16 protein-coding genes are annotated in these 18,974 nt (G+C 45.8%); 10 read left to right on the top strand and 6 right to left on the bottom strand.

Going from position 1 to position 18,974, the window contains the following annotated elements:
- On the top strand, positions 1-1,032 hold a 1,032-nt coding region (gene hemW / locus ACWVCM_RS06190), incomplete at its 5' end, for a radical SAM family heme chaperone HemW (RefSeq protein ID WP_455200853.1).
- On the opposite strand, the gene ACWVCM_RS06195 is transcribed toward hemW, so the two are convergent.
- From ACWVCM_RS06195 to hemN, 5 genes are all read right to left on the bottom strand, one after another.
- Entirely contained in the window at positions 1,029-3,041 is a 2,013-nt protein-coding gene (locus ACWVCM_RS06195) for a transglutaminase TgpA family protein (RefSeq protein WP_455200854.1), read from the bottom strand. The genes hemW and ACWVCM_RS06195 overlap by 4 nt on opposite strands.
- Entirely contained in the window at positions 3,038-4,009 is a 972-nt protein-coding gene (locus ACWVCM_RS06200; protein WP_455200855.1) for a hypothetical protein, read from the bottom strand. Before ACWVCM_RS06200 ends, ACWVCM_RS06195 begins: the two co-directional genes overlap by 4 nt.
- 25 nt (positions 4,010-4,034) lie before the next feature.
- The gene (locus ACWVCM_RS06205; RefSeq protein WP_455200856.1) at positions 4,035-5,003 is read right to left on the bottom strand and encodes an AAA family ATPase; all 969 of its coding nucleotides are present in this window, start codon (positions 5,001-5,003) and stop codon (positions 4,035-4,037) included.
- A gap of 298 nt (positions 5,004-5,301) precedes the next feature.
- Entirely contained in the window at positions 5,302-5,961 is a 660-nt protein-coding gene (locus ACWVCM_RS06210) for an OmpA family protein (RefSeq protein ID WP_455200857.1), read from the bottom strand.
- A 230-nt stretch (positions 5,962-6,191) separates the two neighbouring features.
- Positions 6,192-7,592: an oxygen-independent coproporphyrinogen III oxidase gene (hemN, locus tag ACWVCM_RS06215; RefSeq protein ID WP_455200858.1), complete on the bottom strand. Its 1,401-nt coding sequence runs from the start codon at positions 7,590-7,592 to the stop codon at positions 6,192-6,194.
- Between the two features lie 232 nt (positions 7,593-7,824).
- Here hemN and ACWVCM_RS06220 point away from each other — a divergent pair, with 232 nt between their 5' ends.
- The 4 genes from ACWVCM_RS06220 to ACWVCM_RS06235 all read left to right on the top strand — a co-directional run bounded on the left by ACWVCM_RS06220 (position 7,825) and on the right by ACWVCM_RS06235 (position 12,919).
- Positions 7,825-8,805 (top strand): metallophosphoesterase, encoded by a 981-nt coding sequence (locus tag ACWVCM_RS06220; protein ID WP_455200859.1) that lies wholly within the window; start codon positions 7,825-7,827, stop codon positions 8,803-8,805.
- 382 nt (positions 8,806-9,187) lie between these two features.
- Positions 9,188-9,706, top strand: a complete 519-nt coding sequence (locus ACWVCM_RS06225) for an RNA polymerase sigma factor (protein WP_455200860.1) — start codon at positions 9,188-9,190, stop codon at positions 9,704-9,706.
- The gene (locus ACWVCM_RS06230; protein WP_455200861.1) at positions 9,706-12,324 is read left to right on the top strand and encodes a hypothetical protein; all 2,619 of its coding nucleotides are present in this window, start codon (positions 9,706-9,708) and stop codon (positions 12,322-12,324) included. The genes ACWVCM_RS06225 and ACWVCM_RS06230 overlap by 1 nt, the downstream gene beginning before the upstream one ends.
- Positions 12,325-12,721: 397 nt before the next feature.
- Positions 12,722-12,919: a hypothetical protein gene (locus ACWVCM_RS06235; RefSeq protein ID WP_455200862.1), complete on the top strand. Its 198-nt coding sequence runs from the start codon at positions 12,722-12,724 to the stop codon at positions 12,917-12,919.
- 249 nt (positions 12,920-13,168) lie between these two features.
- Here ACWVCM_RS06235 and ACWVCM_RS06240 read toward each other — a convergent pair whose 3' ends face one another.
- Positions 13,169-13,351 (bottom strand): PA1571 family protein, encoded by a 183-nt coding sequence (locus ACWVCM_RS06240; RefSeq protein ID WP_455200863.1) that lies wholly within the window; start codon positions 13,349-13,351, stop codon positions 13,169-13,171.
- Between the two features lie 241 nt (positions 13,352-13,592).
- Between ACWVCM_RS06240 and mnmG the strand changes: the two genes are divergently transcribed.
- From mnmG to ACWVCM_RS06265, 5 genes are all read left to right on the top strand, one after another.
- Entirely contained in the window at positions 13,593-15,467 is a 1,875-nt protein-coding gene (gene mnmG, locus ACWVCM_RS06245; RefSeq protein ID WP_455200864.1) for a tRNA uridine-5-carboxymethylaminomethyl(34) synthesis enzyme MnmG, read from the top strand.
- A gap of 111 nt (positions 15,468-15,578) precedes the next feature.
- Positions 15,579-16,046, top strand: coding sequence for a DUF302 domain-containing protein (locus ACWVCM_RS06250; protein WP_455200865.1), 468 nt, complete (start codon positions 15,579-15,581; stop codon positions 16,044-16,046).
- 15 nt (positions 16,047-16,061) lie between these two features.
- The gene (gene rsmG / locus ACWVCM_RS06255) at positions 16,062-16,697 is read left to right on the top strand and encodes a 16S rRNA (guanine(527)-N(7))-methyltransferase RsmG (RefSeq protein ID WP_455200866.1); all 636 of its coding nucleotides are present in this window, start codon (positions 16,062-16,064) and stop codon (positions 16,695-16,697) included.
- Positions 16,698-16,782: 85 nt separating this feature from the next.
- Positions 16,783-17,583 carry a ParA family protein gene (locus ACWVCM_RS06260; RefSeq protein WP_455200867.1) on the top strand — a complete coding sequence of 267 codons (801 nt, stop codon included), beginning with the start codon at positions 16,783-16,785 and terminating at the stop codon, positions 17,581-17,583.
- Between the two features lie 29 nt (positions 17,584-17,612).
- Complete coding sequence (locus ACWVCM_RS06265; RefSeq protein ID WP_455200868.1) at positions 17,613-18,548, top strand: ParB/RepB/Spo0J family partition protein; 936 nt, start codon at positions 17,613-17,615, stop codon at positions 18,546-18,548.
- The last annotated feature ends 426 nt before the right edge of the window (positions 18,549-18,974 follow it).

Below are 18,974 nucleotides of genomic sequence, written 5' to 3' on the forward strand. Positions count from 1 at the left end.
CTGTTCCCCCTCCTCGAGCAGGATTTACAGCTTATCTGGGGGCGAAGAGTTCAGAGTGTATTTATTGGGGGTGGTACGCCAAGTGTTCTATCGCCAGAATTTTATGACCGAATGTTTTCGGAGTTGCGCGCGCGAGTGATGCTCAGTGCCAATGCTGAAATAACCATGGAGGCCAATCCAGGGACTATCGACTATGAGAAATTTAAAGGATTTCGTGAAACGGGCATTAACCGCTTATCAATAGGCGTCCAAAGCTTCTCAGACAAACATCTACAAATTCTGGGGCGTATACATAGTTCACATGAGGCATCGAATGCCTATGAGTTTGCCCGAAAAGCGGGGTTTGACAATATAAACCTGGATTTGATGTTTGGCTTGCCAACTCAGACAATCGAGCAGGCGCTTCAAGATGTTAACCAGGCTATGGCGCTGGCGCCAGAACATCTTTCGTATTACCAGTTAACCATAGAACCTAATACCTTTTACTATGCGCAGCCACCTCGTTTGCCGGAAATTGACCTGATCTTTCAAATGCAAAATGAAGCCCAGCAAATGATGGCAGATAACGGCTACATTCAATATGAAGTATCCGCATACGCAAGATTGAACAAACAGTGTAAGCATAATTGTAATTACTGGGAATTTGGTGACTATCTGGGAATTGGCGCCGGAGCGCACAGTAAGTTAACTGATGTGAATCAACAAAAAATTGTACGCCTTGTTAAAGAAAAGCATCCTCGTGAATACATTGATAAAGCGCTGAGCTCAGGAGTAACCATAAGCGAACAAGTGCTGAATCGAAAAGATCTGGCTATTGAGTTTATGATGAATGCGCTACGTTTATCTGCTGGATTTTCAGTATCATTGTTTCAGGAAAGGACAGGAATACCAATAACCGCTGTTGAATCAGCATTGCACAAAGCAGAGAGTCTAGGTCTTATCGAATGGGATATGAAATTAATTCGACCGACGGACAAGGGAAAATTATTTCTAAACGACCTGCTGGAGCTGTTTTTGCCTGGCGAAGACTAGGGTTTAAATTGTTTAACTCTCTGCTCTAAAACCTGTAACGACTGTTGAGATGGCGCCTTGGCATAACGAATCTGGTTGTACAGTTCGGTAATTTCATCTACCTGTGTCGCTATGTCGGTTCTTTTTGCAGCAACTCGTTGCGCAAATGTGCGAGCGGTTTCTGAGGGTGAATAACGAAAGCCTTTCCGGGCCAGTTTTTTACAAAAGCGTCTAAATAGCAAGTGGGCCTGATTTGGTTTGCGTATAGTATGGCCAGATAGATAGAGTGCTATGATCATGATAAATAACGCCAGGCTGCCAAATAGTATAAATGCCAGGCTACTCCAGGAAAAATTGCTTAAACCCAGGGAGTTGAAGAAAGATTGTTGTTTTTTAGGATTGTAACCAACAATCCAGTCATTCCAGCTGTGATTAACGTTGTCCCATAAGAATTTCATTTTTTGTATGGAATCGGCAAACCAGTGACCTGATAACGACTCACTGGTTGCTGAACGTCTAAACCGGTCGCGATACTGTGCCTGTTCGACGCGACTGGGCGGAATTACCGCGGTGGGATCAAATCGAACCCAACCCTTGCCTTCCAGCCAGACCTCACTCCAGGCATGAGCATCAGATTGCCGCACGATAAAATAATTTCCAATGGTATTCAACTCGCCACCCATATAACCCGTTACAATACGCGCAGGAATGCCGGCTGCCCGCATCAAAACAACGAAAGCGGATGCGTAGTGCTCGCAAAATCCTCTGCGTTCTTCAAATAAAAACTGATCTATGGGCCGATCCAGCATGGGAGGTGGATTGCGCGTGTAAAAAAAGGGCTTGCTACGAAAATGATTTAAAACCAGATCAACCATTTGTTGGTCATACGGTAAGTCTTCTTTTATCTGGTCCTGTAGATCCAGTACCAGCCGACGCGCTTTTGGTCCCACAAACTGTGGAATTTGTCGATAAACCCTGTTTTCCGGTGTTCCCTCAATGCCCAGTTTATAGTCCAGGTGTGACGTAACGCTGTAGCGCATCAGTTTCTTAACAGGTTCATCGGATATCAGTTCATAATTTTGTGTAAGGTAAGCGTTTGGGGGATACAGTGTTGGTAAATCTAATGCCAGAAGCCAATGCGCGTTGTGGGGTTCCAAAATGACCGAGTATTTAACAGCATCTTTGGTTTTAACTTGAGGGACTGGCGGTAACTCCGTGACCCATTGCTCGCCAAAGAACTTGCGCGAGTTGTTTGCCAGTTCCTGCCACATGAAACCGTCGTAATATGTAAATACAGGTCCTCTCCAGTAGAGTTTTGAAGGTTCAGGTATTTTGCCTTCAAATTCCACTCGAAAAGCAACCGATTCATCAAATGCGAGTTCAGTGATCTGTCCTGGTGCCATTGAGCTGGATAAGCCTGTTGAAGCAGAAGCTCCCTGTTCGGGTAATCCCCACAAAGGGCCTGACACCCGGGGAAACAGTAAGAATAAAAGCAGAGTTAAAGGAATAGCCTGGAACAGTAAGTTGATTCCGAGCCTGGCGCTTTTGTATTGTGAATTAAAACTTCGTTCAGTTCGATGGTAGGCGATTAACGACGTTGTTAGCAGAAATACCGCCGTAGTCATTAACAGTCCAATAGTGACAGACTGGTTAAATAAAAAGCCGGTGATAACTACAAAATAACCTAGAAATACAGCGACAAGAAAATCGCGCGGTGTGCCCATTTCCATCAGCTTTAAGCAAAGCATGGTGATCAGCAATGCAACGCCAGCATCCCGACCGAAAATGGTTTGATATCCATAGGTAATGCCTACAAATGTGGCTATAGCGAGGAGTGTGGCTAACCAGGATGGCGGCTGTCTGATATATTTTAACTCTATACTCAATCGCCAAAACAACAAACATCCAATGAACATTAATAACAGGTAAGATTGGTAAATAACATGGGGGGCGAGAATGAATGAGATACCTAATAATAACCAGAGTACTGCCGGATCTGCATGCTTGAAGCGTTGTATTATGTCGCTCACGTTGTGCCCTCACTAAACAGGGCCAGTGCTTTCAGGCATTTCTGTTTGTGCATGGGGCCAAGGCTGGGGGCAATACGGTTTCCTGGCAACCATAGTCCATAGTTCATTTCAGTTTTATCGGCTTCCAGTACCCACATAGCGACCTGGCTAAGATTTGTTTCTGTACTGGTTTTATCGAGAACGCGCCAATCCAGCCACAGTTCCTGTTCATTGTTGCCGCCAAATTTTTTGGTATGCAGACCTTGCTCCCTGGCATAGGCTTTCCAGTGTATATGGCCTAATGGATCGCCGGGGGTATAAGTATATAACCCGGCAAAATCATCTGATCCTTTGTGATAACCGCGCTGTTGTTGTTGTTCTTCGTTCCACTGAAAGGGCAGTTGTGAATCACCGCCAGGTTTGGGGTAGACAAGATAAGTATTCGTTAAACGTACATGAGACCAGGCGCGAAATAATCCCAGCGGAAATACAGAGCTAATGGTGATGCGTGGCACCTGGTGATTACCCCGGGAATGAGTTTTATAGGAAAGACTTACCGATGCCCAGCCGTCCTGTTCAACATCGCATGATTTTAGCTGGTCGTTGTCCAGTTCGACCTGTATCGCAAAGCGTTCAGAAAGTCCGCTATTATCCACAACGATCGGGATACTGATATTTTCCCCGCAAAATACCGGCGTGATATTACCAATAGAAATTTTCAATTGCAGAAGATTGCGATAGGTATACAGAATTGAAACTACTGAAACGCTGGCTAGCAAAAATGTCAGTAAATATCCCAGGCTATTGTTGTAGTTAATCGATCCTATTAACATGATGCCTAGAACAATGGCGAACAAAAAGCCTTGCCGGGTAGGCAAAATGAAAATTCGTCGTTGTGATAAATCTACCGGTGCATTAAAGGGGCCTTCGCCGACAAAAAAGCGATCCAGGTTTAGCTGTTCTAAGGGTAGCGATAGTTTTGAGAGCATGAATTAGGCCTGATCGCGTTAACTGCTACGGAATCGGTATCGCAAGTAGCTGCTCGGCAATGGAATCACTGCGAGTTTCGCTGGCATCTTTGGATAGTCGTAAACGGTGTGTTGCCACATGGGGTAGCACCGCCTGGATATCTTCTGGTAAGACATGATCCCTGCCTTCCATTAGCGCCCATGCTTTTGCGCTATGCAACAGGGCAAGGCCGCCACGCGGTGATAAGCCGAAGGCATAGTCTGTAGAGCGGCGTGTGAAATCAATTATAGACTGTAGGTAATCCAGCAAGTCATGGGAGGCATGAACCTCCTGTACCGTTGACTGAATAGAAAGCAATTCTTCTGTCGTTATACTGGCTTGCATGTCAGTAAGCAGGTCGCGCCGGTCTCGACCGGTAAATAAAGCGCGTTCTGCTTCGTGATTGGGGTAACCCAGGTTGATTTTCATCAGGAAACGATCCAGTTGTGATTCCGGTAATGGAAAAGTGCCGACCTGGTAGAAGGGATTTTGCGTAGCGATGACAAAAAATGGTTGTGGTAGTGGGCGTGTTGCGCCTTCGATACTAACCTGTTGTTCTTCCATGGCTTCGAGTAGCGCGCTTTGCGCTTTGGGTGTCGCCCGGTTAACTTCGTCAGCCAGGATCACCTGGGAGAAGATGGGGCCAGGATGGAAAGTAAAGCCATTGGTCTCCCGGTTGAAAACGGATACACCAAGAATATCAGCAGGTAACAAGTCACTGGTGAATTGAATCCGATTGTATTGCAGGCCCAGTATAGTCGCCATGACATGAGCCAGTGTGGTTTTTCCGACACCAGGCAGGTCTTCGATCAAAAGGTGACCGCGTGCAAACAGGCAGGCGAGCGCCAATCTTATCTCGTGGCGTTTGCCGAGGATCACCTGGCTGGCATTTTCTACGACATTATCAATAGAAGATTTGATGTTATCGATATCACTTTCTAAGTCTACTACTCTAACTTGTTGTTGTGCTTTCATATTATTACCCAGTATAGTTAATGCTCACTGTGTCAAAAACCATCCGTCCTCAAACACGTGTGAAGATGCATAATTCCTACCATGATCAGGTTGTTTAAAAGGTGATCCGCTTGGCATTTCCCTGATCCATTACTATCCAGCTGTGGGTACACCTGTAGGGAACGGAAAAACAGTATGGTTGGGCCAGATTGTGAGCTTGATCCTGTTACCACGGGCTACGAATAAAAAGGGGCCATCTGGCCCCTTTTTATTCGTTCTTCATGTTGGTGGAAGAGTGTATTTGGGTATGTTTGTCAGCCTATTGCATAGAGGACAGTATGACTGGATTCTTGAACTCCAGCTCCACGCGACGGTTCTCATCCCAGTCATTTTCGTCATGCATAGGCTGGTGTTCTCCAAAGCCGAATATTTTTAACTGGCCTTGTGATACGCCGAGATCAATTAGCAGGTCGTACACTGCCTGGGCCCGCTTCTCGCTAAGTTTTTGGTTGTACTGCTCTGTACCTCTGATATCAGCATGACCGTTGATTACTAATACCATGTCGGGATGGGCAATTAAAAACTCTGCATGTTGTTCAAGTTCAATGCGTTGATCATTCGCCAATTCATGTATGTCAGTGCCAAACTTGAGCAGGTTATTGGTCGGTAACTCAGGTGTTAAATTGTTTGTCTGGGTGGTCTGTTCCTGATTTTCAGTAGTTTGTTCCTGGTCTATGCTTGTATCACGAACCGGGTAAAGTTCTGCAACGGAAAGTTGAGTTTCATTGGGTGTATCGTAAGCGGTGGAAATATCCATCAGGTCATTCTCTGGTAAAGGGTGTTCGTAGCCAGAATAAGTGGCCAGGGATTTTTCTTCCACGCCTGGTTTAATGTCGCTACCCGCACAGCCAGCGAACAAGACAACGGGAAACGTGACTATAATCAGGTTTTCGATAAAACGTATTTTCCTGCGGTTCATGGTTGTTCTCCTCATTGTAGGTATCAGGTTAAAATCAATGCATTCATTAATATTTGCTTGATACTAATTAAAGGACAGAACTGTGGTTAACCAGGGTAGCAAATCTGTCAATGTGCAAAACAATTATGACTAAATATGGCGGGCACAAAAAAACGCGGTAATAACCGCGTTTTCAGCAATGGCAAAAACATATTATCAGCGAAAGCCTAAAAGGTTTGCGCTGAGATTTCCTAAATGACCTTGGAGTAAGCCTGCCTGGTTTGTTTTCGCAGATACTTATCGAACACCATGCAGATATTGCGAATCAATAAACGGCCATTCGGATTGACGATTATCTGATTGCTGTCAACGCTCAACAAACTATCGTTCTGCATAGTCTTAAGTTCTTCAAGCTCAGTGGCGAAGTATTCCTGGAACTTAACGCCGAATTCTTTTTCGATGGCGCTAAATTGCAATTCAAAATGACATATTAATTCCGAGATCACTTTTTGCCGTAGCAGGTCATCATCCGACAATGCCAGGCCGCGATAAATAGGCAACTGACCTGCATCGATTGCCTCGTAATATTGTTCCAGAGTTTTAACGTTCTGGCTGAATACATTTCCGACTTTGCCGATGGCGGTAATACCCAAAGCAATCAGGTCGCACTCGGCATGTGTGGAATAACCCTGAAAATTCCGGTATAGCTTGCCCTCGCGTTGCGCGACGGCGAGTTCATCATCCGGTTTGGCGAAGTGGTCCATGCCGATATATACATAATCCGCTGCCGTCAGCTTATCGATGGCCTGGTGCAATATTTCCAGTTTCTCCTGTGGTGAGGGCAGGTCCTCTTCGTTTATACGCCGTTGTGGTTTAAACATTTCCGGTAGGTGCGCATAGTTAAACACCGATAATCGGTCCGGGCTGAGTTCAATTATTCGATCCAGTGTGGTGTTGAAACTGGATACACTTTGAAACGGCAAACCATATATCAGGTCGACACTGATAGACTTGTAGCCTAGCTCTCGAGCACCGTTAATAGCAGCCATGGTTTGCGCTTCAGGCTGAATGCGGTTGACGGCCTTTTGTACTTTTGGATCAAAATCCTGAACACCCAGGCTGATGCGGTTAAATCCCAACTGGCGTAAGACTTTAAGTGTTTCACCGTCAATTTCCCGAGGGTCGATCTCAATCGAATACTCACCGCTGTCATCATCGTGCAGTTTGAAATGGCGGCGAGTTTCCGCCATCAGGGCCTGCATTTCTTCATGGCTAATAAAGGTAGGTGTGCCACCACCCCAGTGTAACTGGTCTACGGCACGATCATCATCGTACAGTTTCGCATGTAGCGCGATTTCCTGGTGCAGTCGCTCGAGATAGGGAGCAGCCCGATCCCGGAATTTGGTAACAACTTTATTGCAGCCACAAAAGAAACAGACTTTGCTGCAAAACGGAATGTGAAAATATAACGACAATGGACGAGGTTCGTTCTGGCGGTGAAGCAGGTTCGTGGCTTCTGCCGCCTGAATGTAATCCTGTGCTGTAAATTTTTCATGAAACTGGACCGCTGTGGGATACGAGGTATATCGCGGGCCGGCTTTGTCATATCGCTGTATGAGCGACTTGTCGAATTCTATGCTTGTACTGGACATGGAATAAAACTGCTCCTGTGTACCGCGCGGGGATGGTTTGCAACTTGTTGATAATAAAAGGATCTGGTGCTAGTGAGAGTTATTTCCGCCCACGCTCAACAATCAGCTTACACCAAGTTGTTTTTTTAGCATAGTCCGTTTGGGCTATTGTTGACCACAATCAAGTATTCGCTGAACGACAAAACTGGAAAATTTCCGGCACGGCAGGCAGCAGCTTGCAGCAAATTCGCTCGTGACACATAATGCGCGCTCCGCGACAGAAAATTCTTCTTTGGGTATGACAAAAGATATTCAAGCTTTACTGGAACAGCGCCTGGGGCACACTCATGCCCGGCAACGCCTCGGAATAGAGTCTGATAACCATAAAGTATTTGGTAAAGGGATAAATTTCTTCCACCCTGAAAACTGGTACAGCACCCATTCACTTATCAAACAGCTCATACGCCTGAGTGGTATGTATTCACGGGGTCAGCGTAACGCCTGTAACATCCAGGTAAAAGAGAATGTTCTGAAATTTCCAGGTTTGCCGAAGCAGTTTGACGGCTATACCATGTTGCACCTCAGCGACCTACACGTGGATATGTATGATGCTGCGACGGATGCGCTGATCGAAACGATAGACTCCTTAACTTACGATGTCTGCGTGTTAACGGGGGACTATCGCGCCCAGACTTTCGGTAAAATAAACGCCGCCATGTCGGGTATGAGAAGAGTGGCTGAAGCCATTGATACTCAAATGTTTGGCGTCCTGGGAAATCACGATAGTATTACGATGGTTCCTGAACTGGAGTCTTTCGGGATTCAGATGTTGCTCAATGAGTCGGTTGCGGTGACTCGCGAAAGTGAAACGTTCCATATTTCAGGTGTCGATGATGCGCACTATTTTCGTGTGGAGAACATTGAAAAAGCCACACAGGATATTCCGTCGGAAGCGGTTTCAGTTATGTTGTCGCATACCCCGGAAATCTATCGCCAGGTTGCACATGCTGGATTCGACCTGATGTTATCCGGCCATACACATGGTGGCCAGATTTGTTTACCCGGAGGAATACCGGTGACGCTGGATTCGAAATGTCCACGTTACATGGGTAAGGGAGCGTGGCGATATGGTGATATGCATGGTTATACGTCTGTGGGTTCCGGGACTTCGATTGTGAATGTTCGTTTTAACTGCCTGCCCGAAGTCACACTGCATCGGTTTTACACTGCCTGAAGCTGCGCAAGCTGCTTAGTAAAAACTGCAATTTTGCCCTTAATAAAAGCGTTAGGAAATTAAGGCACGAACTTTTGTGATCTGCAGGTTGGTTCCCGGAAATACCCGCCGTACACTACATAAATATCAATTACAAATAACGCTTCGCAGAAGCTATGCGGTTTAGTGATAAGTAGCTCAGTTTGTTGATTATTTCAGGCCATGGATGGCCAAATTATAGACAATAAGGGCGGTTGACATGCTATCCTTTAGGTCTACGTAATGTTAGGATTTTTCTTAACTATTGAATTAATAAAATAATGCATCTGGGGTTAGTGTAGTATTAACAAAGGGCTGTTACTGGGAATCAGTAGCGGCGTTTTATTGATCGGGCGTGTTCGTTGTGACTGATATTTCCATGGATAATTACCAACAATTTTTTGTCGATACCATTCCGTATCTAAGGCGCTTTGCCAGGGCGTACACAGGTGATGTGGTGAGTGGAGATCAATTAGTGGCTCGCTCCATTGAGTGTGCACATAGTCTGGTAAATTTTTTACAGGATGATACAGACATCGCTATATGGTTATTTTCCATTATGCACAATATTACGCTGGAAGAACGTAAAGAAACGGAAAATCACCCCGATGCTGGCGTGTTGGATATTGACGCAGCTGATATTAGTTTGCTGGATGAAATCGATCCGGAAGAAATTGACATCGTAACTGCGCTCTCTCATTTACCCGCAGAACAAAAAGAAGTATTCCTCCTGGTAAGTCTTGAACGGTTTACTTATGACGAAGCCAGCCAAATCCTGAATATACCTGTTGGCACCCTCATTCTTCGATTAAACAGCGCCAGAAAATTTCTCATCAAACGCTTACTAACAGACGAATTTGCCGAAATCAGAGCAGCGCAATAATGATAGTAGTATCCGATAAGTTGTCGACGGAAAGTTTTCATGCATTCATTGATGAGCAGCTTGATGATGAACAATATCTTCAAGTAGAAGAGCAGCTCGACGAGATACCGGAGAAAGTTGAAGAAATTCAACAGTGCCAGATTATTAATGAACGCTTGAGAGAAGTCTTCGATCCAATTGTTGAAGAGGAACTACCGCAAGATCTGTTTGAGTTGGCGTTATATGGCGTTATCAGTGAGCAAGAAGAAAGCCCACAAGATTTCCAGCAGTATGGCTATGAATATGATGAAGGACTGAATGCCATTACAGGATATGAAGAGGAAATTACGTCGCCCATGGATACTATGGGTTCGGCACTGGAACTACAGGATGAAGAATTTCTTGATGATAATGAGTTTGCAGATCTTGAAGCACTCAGTGGTCAGGAAGGTATGGCGGATTTTGATATCGATGCTATTCGCAATGATAGTAACAATATCATTCCAGATATTTTTGATAATGAAAATGAGCAAGCACAACAGGAGCTTGCAGCTTCTCAATCCCAGGCCCAGGCGTCTTCTATTGCAGATGACGATGCGATGCTTGATTCCATTGGATCCCTGTCTTTGGAGCCATTGGAAACCGAGGATATCAACTCTGGCGATGTGTCTGGAGTACAACTACAGGAGGAACCGAGTTCTGGCGCCGCGGTAGAGACTGGGGACATAGATAGTAGTATCGCCGGTATTGACGTTCCTGAACTGACGTTAGAACCAATAGCGCAAACTGAAGAAATTCAACCACAATCGGAATTTACAGCGCCGATCGAGAATACCGAAATAGTAGAGCAGGAAACAGAGCACTTAACAGAGCAACAAGCTGCCAAAGAAAAAGTGTTAGAAACCCTGAAAACGAGTGAAGATTTATCACTTGAAGCCCAGCAAACTGAGCAGGATGCCTCAGCGATCCAATTACCTGCCGATTCAGAACAGGTAGAGGAGCCAGAGAACATCGCTATGCCCGCCGCTTTGGACCAGGCAGAAGCGTCAGATAACATAGCGATACAGGCCGAGGAAGAAGAGCCAGATGAGTTACAACCGGCGGTAGAACAAGAAGACCAGACACGCCATGTTCTTGGTGGTATTGATCTTGATGAGTCACTTGCTAGTGAAAGCATTGCGCCTGAATCGGTAAGCGAGGATATCTGGAGCGAGCGACTCGCAGAATCGGTACAGGGTACGGAGACTGAGTCTGAACCTGGATCTGAGCAAATCCCCGTCACCGATCCGGAAGAAATCGAAAGCAAGCCAGCAGAACTTGCTTCTGAATCAATCCTTAGTACTCCGCACTCGCCTGAATATTCCATTGATGAAATTGCGGAACAACTGGATGAGATGCCCAATGGTGATTTTCCAAATAGTAATAGTAGTGTGCCGCAGGATGTGGTCGCTGAATTTTTTGCGGAAAACAAGGCGGATCCAGACTTCGAAGTCAGCGAAGTGGTGAAGCAATTTGAAGAGGTTTCTGATGAGTTTAGCCAGCATCATCACCAGGACCCCTTTGAAAGTCCGGTTACACACATCAAACAAAAAGCGGACGATGTGCTAAATGTTATTAATAATAAATTTTTCGCGCTTAAAAACAGTATCTTAAAGAAAGAAGAAGAACCGTTTCCGGATTTTAATCAAGCGCCATCATTTACCGCTGCTGCCACACCAGATAAATTTGCTGAGCATTCGAAAGTGAGGGATGTCAGTGAGGATAACGCTCCATTTGATATTGGTTTTGAAGAGGAAGTGATTGCGCCACCATCCTCGCAATTCGAGCAAGGCACTGATACGGAACCAGGCGAAACCCTGGCGCCATTCGACTTTGAAGTTGGCGTAGACGTAGAGCCAAAATCAGAGAACTTCACTCGTAAGATAGGTGATACATTAAGAAGTTACAAAGAAAAAATAGCCGAGCAGAAAGCAGCCGATTCAGGTGGCAGTGCTTTTGAGACTGGTAATATTGAAATTTCCCATAGCGTAGTACCGCATACCGAACCGCCCGAAGGATTTGCAAAGTACAAACAAATTGCTGTCGACGCCATTGAGAGAGTATCACCCGAGAATCGAATGACCATTGGTGGTGTCATTCTATTAGTTATCGGATTGGTAATTGGCGGGTCATCGGCTTCGTTAATTGAGTTGCCGTCCAGTGTAATATCCAGCGAAAAGATTGAGCAGCTGGCCATCGATGCTCATATTCTGTATACGCAACAGGATCAAAATTTTGCCGGAAATCCATCGACAAGTATCACTGAGTCTATGCAGTGGTTATCTGCGAGAATCGGAAGGCCTATACGACTTGCCGATGTACAACTGGTGGAATTCAATCATAAAAGAGCAATCGTTATGCCGACCATGGTAAGTTATGCGACGGCCAATATTTTTGAGAATGCAAACAACGAAAAAATCACGCTGTTTATTGCTGGTAATATCGACGGCGATTCGAATTTGCCGATGACTTGCCGGATTCCAACGGGTGTAGATGGCTTGTGTTCATGGGTAAAAGATTCCGTAAGCTACGTCGCCGTGGGAAATTTGTCCCTGTCCCGTGTGAGAGATTTTTCGCAGGCAATCGTGAACAAGCTTTGATTTTTCCAGTATCCCGTTAAGTTTTTCTTACTTTCCCAACTGTTTTTTCTGACGTTCTGTTTGATTTAAATCAACAAAGTATCGTGATTGCACCTACGTTACCGGGTGTTTTTTAGGTGCCTTGCTATATTAATGGGGTAGATGCTCTAAAAGGATAAACTACTCATATTAGTAATCATTATGCGATGCCAGCCCAGAGCAGATTTTATCTGCGAAGGTAAAACTCACATGGGATGTGAATTACCGGAGGGCGTATAGAAAGAGGTCCCATCAAAAGTAGTTAGTAAATGCAGACCGTTGGGGAAGTTGAGGGAAGTAACTCCAGGAAGTAGAAGTGATAAAACCTCTTTTTATACGCCTGAAGGTGAGATCAGGGCAGTCCTGACAGGAGGAAGCCATGATTATTTCAACCACAGATCCTATTTCTCTAACTGACGTGCAAAATCCGGAAACTCATCCCTTTGTTGTCGAAGGGGAGGGTGAGAACGCGTTGAAAATTTATTTTGAAAATGAAGAAAATAAAAATATTTATTTAGGCATTGATGTCGAACACCCAGGCGAAGATTTCGAGAATAACCTGGATAATCACGTATAGAAGAGTAGCAAAATCAAAGTTGCATAGAATGCGCGGTTGCCTGAAGGATAGTGGTATCCTTCATCCAGCCGCGTTTTTGTTTTCTATTATTTATTTGATTGGCCTTTTCTAAAACTTCAATCGTGGTGCCAGGCCTCTCTTTGACATTGAGGTAGATAGAGATACTGGAGGAGTGGACCAGTAGGCCGCCGCGATGTGGGTGTGGTGTAACAGAAATGTTGTTATAGAAAACCGTTTCTAGGTCAGGCCTCAGGTTTGCCTGTCCAGTCGGGATTGTTCCCAGGCATCAATCAGGGCTTTGAAACACAACTGCAGCATTTTTTCCGTAATGGGTATTTCTGCGCCTGATTCAGTAATGATTGATGCACCGTAAAAATCCGTTGGGGAACAATATTCAGCGGATGCTTCTTGTGTATTTTTACGCTGCTTCATTGCCGGTCTTCCTCACTCTGCGCTAAAAGCCATTATTCTATTTTAGTACTATATCTGGTGGGCATTACGAAATTGTGACCTTTATCTTGTGTTTTTGGTCAAAACTTTGTTGTTACATGACCGAATTAACAAAAATATTTTTCTGGTCGTAAACGCTGGACTTACAGCGAAATAATAGTTTGGCGATCGCCAATCTGCAGCGTACAATATGCGCTCAATTTAATAAAGATATCATAGGCTTATGCAGTATAAGGAAAATTTTGATGTAATCGTGGTTGGCGGTGGGCATGCCGGTACCGAAGCTGCCCTGGCTGCGGCACGGCTGGGCGCCAACACTTTGCTGCTTACCCACAACATTGAAACCCTGGGTCAAATGTCCTGTAATCCGGCCATTGGCGGTATTGGCAAAGGCCACCTGGTAAAGGAAATCGATGCCCTGGGCGGTGTCATGGCGCGCGCTATAGACTCTGCAGGGATCCAGTTTCGCCGTCTCAATGCACGCAAAGGCCCCGCAGTGCGTGCCACGCGAGCCCAGGCAGATCGCGTATTGTATAAGCAAGCTATTCGCTCCGTTCTGGAAAACCAGTCTAACCTGAAAATTTTTCAACAAGCTGTGGATGATCTGATCATTGAAGGAGAGCAGGTGGTCGGTGTTCGTACCCAAATGGGGCTGAGTTTTGCCGCACAAGCCGTGGTGCTGACTGTAGGTACTTTCCTGGCGGGAAGAATTCATATTGGATTGTCCAATCACGAAGGTGGCCGCGCCGGAGATCCACCTTCCAGTACCCTGGCGGCGCGGTTACGCGAATTACCGTTCCGGGTCGACCGTCTGAAAACCGGTACACCTCCCCGTATCGATGCGAGATCCATCGATTACAGTCAACTGGAAGAACAGCCGGGTGATGACCCGGTGCCAGTCTTTTCGTTTATAGGTAATCCAGGTGAACATCCGCGTCAGATCAGTTGCCATATTACCCACACCAATGAACGTACCCATGAGATAATCCGAAGCGGTATGGATCGTTCGCCGATGTTTACGGGAGTCATTGAAGGAACTGGTCCGCGCTATTGCCCATCCATTGAAGACAAGGTGGTGCGCTTTGCCGATAAAACATCACATCAGATTTTCGTGGAGCCTGAAGGTTTAACAACTCACGAAGTGTATCCTAACGGTATTTCTACCAGTCTACCTTTCGACGTGCAGTTTGAGTTAGTACGCTCCATGAAAGGATTTGAAAATGCCCATATAACTCGCCCAGGCTATGCCATCGAGTATGATTTTTTTGACCCGCGAGAATTAAAGCCATCGTTGGAGACCAAGCATATCAATGCATTGTTCTTTGCTGGGCAAATTAATGGAACTACCGGTTACGAAGAAGCCGCGGCACAGGGTTTAATCGCGGGATTAAATGCGGCATTGCAGACCAGGCAACAGGAGCCATGGTGGCCAAAACGGGATGAGGCTTACATCGGTGTACTGATTGACGACCTCATTACTCGCGGTACGCAAGAACCGTATCGCATGTTCACCAGCCGTGCGGAATACCGTTTATTATTGCGGGAAGACAATGCGGATCTTCGTTTAACACCGAAAGGTCGAGAGCTGGGTTCTGTTGACGATAACCGCTGGCTTGCCTTTGAACATAAACGGGAAGCGATAGCACAAGAACAGCAGCGACTTCACGATACCTTTTTGCGTCCCGGCCAGCTCGAAGATAAGGTAGTTGAAAAGGTGTTGGGCGGTCCTTTATCCCGCGAAGCAAGATTATCTGAATTACTGAAACGTCCAGTGGTTTCTTATAATAGTTTGATGTCGTTGCCTGGCCTGGAGAAAAGCGATGTGGATCCTGTGGTGGCCGAACAGGTAGAAATTCAGGCGAAGTACCAGGGTTATATTAGCCGGCAGCAGGAAGAAATTGAGCGTCATCGCCGCAATGAAACATTGGAGTTGCCAGAGAATCTGGATTATAGTTCGGTCAGCGGTTTGTCCAATGAGGTTCGGCAAAAACTGCAGCAACATCGGCCCGCAACAGTCGGCCAGGCATCCAGAATATCGGGGGTAACACCGGCGGCCATATCATTACTCCTGGTGCATTTGAAAAAACGCGCCAGTTAGCCAAATTTTAATCAAAATCTTATTTGTTTTTATTGTAATGTTGTAACGTTAGCATGGCTTGCGTTACTGAGTCAGGAAGTAGATCATTACGCGAAACTCCGGGAGGTCCACATGCGTATTAATAACATTCTCGCTGCTGTATTCACTGTTCTCTTGCTTTGTTTTGCTACAGTCAGCGTAGCAGGTGATAATGGTTTAATCAGTAAAAAAAGTAACTACAGTGTAAAAGAAACCATTGATCGCCTTGAAGACGTGTTAAAGAAAAAAGGAATCACGATCGCCTTGCGTTGGAGTCATAGCGACAAAGCCAATAAAGTGGATATTCCACTGCGTCCAACTGAGTTGCTGATTTTCGGTAATCCTAAGCTGGGTTCCAATTTTTTCACTAGCAAACAAACTTCAGGTATTGACTTACCGATGAAGGCGCTGGCTTGGGAAGATGAAAAAGGCCAGGTATGGCTAAGCTACAACGATCCGAATTACATCGCCAAGCGCCACGGAATCACTGATCGCGAAAAAGTTGCCAAGAAAATGACAGGCGCACTGGATAAGTTCACATCCGCAGCAACAGGCAATTAACTTTCCGGTAACCCGGTGCCAAAAGATTTAGCAGCACAGTTAAAACAAGGGCTTCAGTCGCTTCATCTCGAGTTGTCGGATGAACAGCAATCTACGCTGATTGCCTTTATAGTGTTGTTAAAAAAATGGAACCGGGTATACAACCTTACCGCGGTGCACGGTCTGCACCAGATGCTGAGCCGCCACATACTGGATAGTTTGTCTATTGCGCCTTACTTAAAGGGTGTGAGAGTGGTGGATGTCGGTGCTGGTGCAGGATTGCCGGGAATACCTCTGGCGATTGCCTATCCAGAGTTCCAGTTTGTATTAATTGATAGCAATCGTAAAAAAACCCGCTTTATGCAACAGGCCAAAACGGAATTGAGGCTCGATAACGTCGAAGTTGTCTGTGCACGAGCTGAAGATTTCAACACGAACGAATTGTTCGATTCGGTTATTTCACGAGCATTAAGTAGTTTATCCCAGATGGCATGCTGGACATCACATTTGTGTGCCGCAGATGGTGTCATACTTGCCATGAAAGGTAATTATCCGGAGGATGAAATTGCAGAATTAGCAAATTCATTTGAAATCAAAGCAGTGCATAAAATTAGTTACGCGGGGCTGGATGCTGATCGTTATCTCGTTGAAATTAAGCTCTCTAAATCGTGAAATCGGAATTAATTACACTAGGTAATCACCAAAAAAATGTGCGATGATACCTGCATTAATCTCAACTTTGGGTGGTCGTGAAACTATGGCAAAAATCATAGCTATCGCAAATCAGAAGGGTGGGGTTGGAAAGACCACGACAAGTGTGAATCTGGCCGCGTCATTAGCCGCTACGCGTCGTCGCGTTTTACTGATTGATATGGACCCTCAGGGCAACGCCACTATGGGGAGCGGTATCGACAAATCTGTCCTGTCCCATTCCAGTTACGACGTATTGATGGGTGAGGCCGAGATTGCAAGCACAATTGTGAGGGCAGAGGAGGCAGGATATGATTTGCTACCCTCGAACTCCGATTTAACCGCTGCCGAAGTTGAATTGCTCAGTATCAGTCATCGTGAACGGCAGCTAAATGTTGCCATTCAGCTCATCCAGGAAAATTACGACTATGTCATCATTGACTGCCCCCCATCGTTAAATATGTTGACCTTGAATGCATTGGTGGCAGCCCGTTCGGTGATTATTCCCATGCAGTGTGAATACTATGCATTGGAAGGTTTAACCGCTTTGGTAAATACCATCGAAGAAATTCGCAGTTCGTTGAATCCGTATCTCAAGATCGAAGGCCTGCTCCGTACTATGTACGATCCACGTAATCGCTTGTCATACGACGTCACGCAACAATTGCAACAGTACTTTGGTGATCGCCTGTATCGAACAGTGATCCCCAGAAATATTCGTTTGGCGGAAGCACCCAGTCATGGTGTTCCAGCACTGATTTATGATAAAACATCACGAGGTGCACAGGCATACCTGGCATTGGCGGGAGAGATCGTAAGGCGCGAACAAGATGTATCCCCAAGTCCGGCTCAAGTCTCAACTGTATAACTATAATTAAATAGATAGGTAAATAAAGTATGGTCGCAAAAAAGCGTGGTTTAGGACGCGGACTGGACGCATTATTGGGAGGGGGAGGCAAGACGCCAACAACAGCGGAAGCGGAACAACCAGCCACGATTGCCTCTGAATCCACCACGGAGCGTGCAGCAAACCAGGAGCACCCTCCAGCTGCCGGCGATTTAAGAGATTTACCCATTGATCTATGCCAACCCGGTAAATATCAACCCCGTACCGATATGCATCAGGAAAGTTTGCAGGATTTGGCAAACTCCATAAAAGCGCAAGGTGTTTTACAGCCCATTGTCGTCAGAAAGATAGATGGCGGCCGCTATGAAATCATTGCCGGCGAGCGTCGTTGGCGTGCTGCCCAGCTGGCGGAACTCCATGATGTGCCAGCAGTTATTCGCGATGTCCCTGATGAAGCTGCGATTGCCATGGCGCTCATCGAAAACATCCAGCGTGAAAATCTCAATCCCATTGAAGAAGCCAATGCCTTGCAGCGTCTCATTGAAGAGTTTGAGTTAACGCACCAGCAGGCTGCTGATGCGGTTGGTCGATCTCGGGCGGCAGTCAGTAATATATTGCGTTTATTGTCTCTAAATAAAGATGTACGCCTGTTACTGGAAAACGGCGATCTGGAAATGGGGCATGCTCGCGCCTTGTTAACACTGGAAGGCGAATTACAGAGTAAAACTGCGCGAGACGTGGTTGCGCGGGGTTTGTCGGTGCGTGAAACCGAGCAATTGGTGGGTCGGCTTCGCGAAACACCCGCCAAAAAGTCCAAGGCATCCGCTCAGACGGTGGACCCCAATATCCAGCGTTTGCAGGACGAGTTGGCCGATAAACTTGGTGCCAAGGTGGCTGTGCAACATGCCAACAGCGGTAAGGGTAAGCTGGTCGTTCACTACAACAGTCTGGATGAACTGGACGGCATTCTCGCTCATATCAAATAACCTTCTCCCGTGGCTGAATTTCAGATCAGCCACTTACATTCCATTCTTCGCTGATTACTTTAATTAGTCATTGCGCTTTAATACGGAGCGTATTTGCAATGCTAAAGCTTGTTTCATTTTGCGTGAATTTAGAGCAATCCAGCTAAAAAATCGTTTAAAGCCTGCAGGGTATAAACTGGATTAAGTCTTTAAAAAATGAATTGGTTTTTAGGGGCTTGTCCCTTGCTGAATGATTGCGTGAAAGGTATACTTCGCCCCTAATTTTTGGATGCGGCTGCGATGAAAAAAGCCAAAGGTCCGGGCCTGCTGTTAATCAGCGTGGGGTCATTGTTAACGTCAATGGTCGTTGCTGGTTTTTTGTTAGGGTATGGCGTTGACGTACTACTCGATACACAGCCAATCTTCTTGTTAAGTTTTGGACTTTTA

The organism is Kaarinaea lacus (genome assembly GCF_975902315.1).

Excerpts from the sequence above, each read along its gene's own strand:
- ACWVCM_RS06265 (WP_455200868.1), top strand. The coding sequence starts at position 17,613 with ATGGTCGCAAAAAAGCGTGGTTTAGGACGCGGACTGGACGCATTATTG.
- ACWVCM_RS06240 (WP_455200863.1), bottom strand. The coding sequence starts at position 13,351 with ATGAAGCAGCGTAAAAATACACAAGAAGCATCCGCTGAATATTGTTCC.
- ACWVCM_RS06230 (WP_455200861.1), top strand. The coding sequence starts at position 9,706 with ATGATAGTAGTATCCGATAAGTTGTCGACGGAAAGTTTTCATGCATTC.
- ACWVCM_RS06210 (WP_455200857.1), bottom strand. The coding sequence starts at position 5,961 with ATGAACCGCAGGAAAATACGTTTTATCGAAAACCTGATTATAGTCACG.
- ACWVCM_RS06260 (WP_455200867.1), top strand. The coding sequence starts at position 16,783 with ATGGCAAAAATCATAGCTATCGCAAATCAGAAGGGTGGGGTTGGAAAG.
- ACWVCM_RS06250 (WP_455200865.1), top strand. The coding sequence starts at position 15,579 with ATGCGTATTAATAACATTCTCGCTGCTGTATTCACTGTTCTCTTGCTT.
- ACWVCM_RS06235 (WP_455200862.1), top strand. The coding sequence starts at position 12,722 with ATGATTATTTCAACCACAGATCCTATTTCTCTAACTGACGTGCAAAAT.
- ACWVCM_RS06200 (WP_455200855.1), bottom strand. The coding sequence starts at position 4,009 with ATGCTCTCAAAACTATCGCTACCCTTAGAACAGCTAAACCTGGATCGC.
- hemN (WP_455200858.1), bottom strand. The coding sequence starts at position 7,592 with ATGTCCAGTACAAGCATAGAATTCGACAAGTCGCTCATACAGCGATAT.
- ACWVCM_RS06205 (WP_455200856.1), bottom strand. The coding sequence starts at position 5,003 with ATGAAAGCACAACAACAAGTTAGAGTAGTAGACTTAGAAAGTGATATC.
- mnmG (WP_455200864.1), top strand. The coding sequence starts at position 13,593 with ATGCAGTATAAGGAAAATTTTGATGTAATCGTGGTTGGCGGTGGGCAT.